This is a genomic window from Mycobacterium sp. TH-M82, assembly GCF_057473605.1.
This window is the reverse complement of the sequence record NZ_JBYCKY010000236.1, coordinates 1-1,305: the sequence shown is the minus strand read 5'-3', so window position 1 is coordinate 1,305 and position 1,305 is coordinate 1. Positions and strand designations below refer to the sequence as shown.

2 protein-coding genes are annotated in these 1,305 nt (G+C 65.7%); both read right to left on the bottom strand.

Annotated elements, in window-relative coordinates:
- Positions 1-548: 548 nt before the first annotated feature.
- Positions 549-1,061, bottom strand: a complete 513-nt coding sequence (locus tag AC2VON_RS07005) for an MTB12 C-terminal domain-containing protein (RefSeq protein WP_214094473.1) — start codon at positions 1,059-1,061, stop codon at positions 549-551.
- Positions 1,062-1,075: 14 nt separating this feature from the next.
- Positions 1,076-1,305 (bottom strand): hypothetical protein (locus AC2VON_RS07000; RefSeq protein ID WP_486952291.1); only part of this gene is annotated, 230 nt, incomplete at its 5' end.

The window sequence follows — 1,305 nt, the reverse complement described above, 5'->3', positions numbered from 1 at the left end:
TCATCGGCCAACCCTCGCTGGCCAGCGCAGACAAAGGCCGCGCAGTCCTCGACCACCTGGCCAAAGCAGCCCAGCCCCTCATCGCCCTGCTCACCGGCGAGCACCGACACTCAACGCCGTGACGGCTCCCACCGGGCTCCACTGCGCTCCCTCCGCTTCCGTCCGCTGGCGCTCCCGTCCGCGCCGGTCGCTCCACGGCGCCCGGCGTCCACCGCCACGGACCCCAATCGCCCTACCGGCGTCCACCAGCAACAACGGGAGCCGGGCGCGCTGCCAAGCGGCCGAGCCTGGCACCCTTGGCCCGCGCACCAGCCGCGACGCACCGAGCAACCCACCGCCGCCGAAGCCACCGATGCCACAGCGGCCAGAACACACCGCTCAGCCACTACCAGCTGACACAAAACCTGCCCTGACCTGGGGTGTGATAACTTTCTTTACTGCTATCGAGAAAACCCACATGCCGCGATCACCCGTCAACGCTGGGCTTTCACGCACCGCTCGGACTCCGTGGGCGATGCCATGTTCTGCGCCGTCGCGCGCGGCAAAGCTCAGATGCTGTTGCCAGACACAAAGCCGCCCCTGTGGGTGACATTCCACCAGATGTTGTCCAGTGCTGTCCATGCGGTGTCGTGGGTCATCAGCCAGTGCCCGTTCTGGAGTACAAAGACGGCTGGGCCGGGTCGGCAGCGGTTGCTCTCTATCGTCACCCCAGCGAAGTTGTCCGGGGCCGACTGGATGTTGGTGATAACCCAGTTGGTGGGTAGATGCCCGCGCGTACCCATGCGGTTCAGGTGGTCGTCAATGGTGGCGTCTTCATCCGGGGTGAACGGGGGCGTGACGATGTTCCCTTTGTCGGCGGCGGGGATGTTCGGATTGAACAACGCATTCAGAACGTCGATCACCTGATCTGCGGTGGGAACCGGCCCGTTGCAGGGTGGTTGGCCGGGGTCGCCGCAGTCCGCATGCGCTGGTGGTGCGCCCGTCACGACCGTTACCGGTGCGGCGATCAGCGCTGCCGCGAGCAGCGCCTGAGCGACACTGAATAATTTGGTCCGAGACATCAGAGATCCCTCTACTACGAGTCGGCTTTGATCCCCCACACCGCGTCGCCGGTGGCGGCCGGGCTGGTGGCGGTCGGGTCGTAGCTGTCGTCGGTCACGTAGACAGTGTCGTTGGCGGGGTCGTAGACCATCCCGCCGAGAAGCGCAGGGGTCCCGCCCACACCGTTAGTCTGGCCCACCATCCCGCCGACGTCGTAGCTGGTGACGGTGTTGGTGTCGAGGTTCAGCACCGACAGATTGTCGA

Excerpts from the sequence above, each read along its gene's own strand:
- AC2VON_RS07005 (WP_214094473.1), bottom strand. The coding sequence starts at position 1,061 with ATGTCTCGGACCAAATTATTCAGTGTCGCTCAGGCGCTGCTCGCGGCA.